The organism is Solimicrobium silvestre (genome assembly GCF_002976435.1).
Taxonomy (GTDB): Bacteria; Pseudomonadota; Gammaproteobacteria; order Burkholderiales; family Burkholderiaceae_D; genus Solimicrobium; species Solimicrobium silvestre.
Window position 1 is genome coordinate 1 of record NZ_PUGF01000059.1, and the last position, 1,435, is coordinate 1,435.

Consider the following 1,435-nt stretch of genomic DNA (forward strand, 5'->3'; position numbering starts at 1 on the left):
TAATGAAATGGACTCCACCCTCCTGAAAACGGCATCATAATGTGCCTAGCGAGCCAGGTGGGCTGGCAAGCGACAATCAAGAGAAGGAGTCCGAAATGGATACTACCGTAAAAATGATTGGTTTGGATATTGCCAAAAATGTGTTCGTAGCCGTTGGCCAAAATGACCATGGCAAAGTAGTGATGAAGTACAAGCTGGCGCGTGAAGCGGTGTTGCCGACCTTCGCTAATATTCCAGCGACGACCATCGGGATTGAAGCGTGTGCGGGGTCGCATTATTGGGCTCGCAAATTGATCAGCCTGGGGCATAAAGTAAAACTAATCGCGGCACAGCATACTCGTGCTTACGTGACAGGTAATAAAAATGACACCAATGATGCTGCAGCGATTGCTGAAGCCTGTTCACGGGCAGCGACAAAGACCGTGCCGATCAACACAGAAGCACAGCAAGATTTGCAAATGCTGCATCGGACAAGACAGGCATTGATGCAAGAACGTACTGCAACGATATGCCGCATGCGCGCCTTCGCCAACGAATATGGCCAAGTGTTTCCATTGGGTGTAGCCAAGTTTTTAAGTGGTTTCACTAAATGGCTAAACGACGACAAGAATGGCTTATCCGGTTCAGCGATGAGCACGTTTAGAGAACTCAAAACACAACTTGACGATAAAGATACACGCATAGAAGTCTATGACGCGCGATTGAACCAGGCAGCTAAAGAAGATGCGCGTGCTGCAAAGATAATGGAAATACCTGGCGTAGGAAAGGTTGTCGCCACGGCGGTACTAGCGGCAGTAGCCGATGCGCACCACTTTGGAAATGGGCGCGATTTCTCCGCCAATCTGGGCCTGGTGCCGCGTGAACATAGTAGCGGCGGTAAGCAGCGTTTATACGGTATCACCAAACGCGGCGACGCCTATTTACGCGCACTGTTGATTCACGGCGCTCGTAGCGCATTACGTTGGGCGGGCGAAAAGCCCGATAAGATGTTGCGTTGGGCGACAAAGTTGAAAGAGCGTCGCGGCCACAACGTTGCAGTAACAGCACTGGCCAATAAAATGGCACGAATAATATGGGCTTTACTGGCTTATGATCGTGAGTATGTTCCGGTCTGGTCAAAAAGCATGATCAGACCGGCTTAATGAGGAATTAATGCCCCCTCTCTTTTATAAATTAGAGTGCTATTTGCAGTAAGAACTACACCAAGTTTGCGAGGTTGAAGAAAGATTGATGCCAACAGGTCGGACCGGCGTCAGATGAATCCGTAACGCGGTATGGCCCTTCGAGGCCGTCACCTTATCAGGATTCTGACGCGCGTATTACATCAGGGCCAGAGCAAAAAACCGCTCATCTATCAGGCCGTATAGATACACGCAAGCTTACCTACTGGTTGAAATCAAATTCTTCTTGCAAAACGGGTGGAGTCCATAGATAC

The 1,435-nt window shown here is 49.3% G+C and carries 1 protein-coding gene; it reads left to right on the forward strand.

Features of this window, described 5'->3' with window-relative positions:
* Window positions 1-95: 95 nt before the first annotated feature.
* Window positions 96-1,142 (forward strand): IS110 family RNA-guided transposase, encoded by a 1,047-nt coding sequence (locus S2091_RS23705; protein ID WP_105534443.1) that lies wholly within the window; start codon window positions 96-98, stop codon window positions 1,140-1,142.
* The last annotated feature ends 293 nt before the right edge of the window (window positions 1,143-1,435 follow it).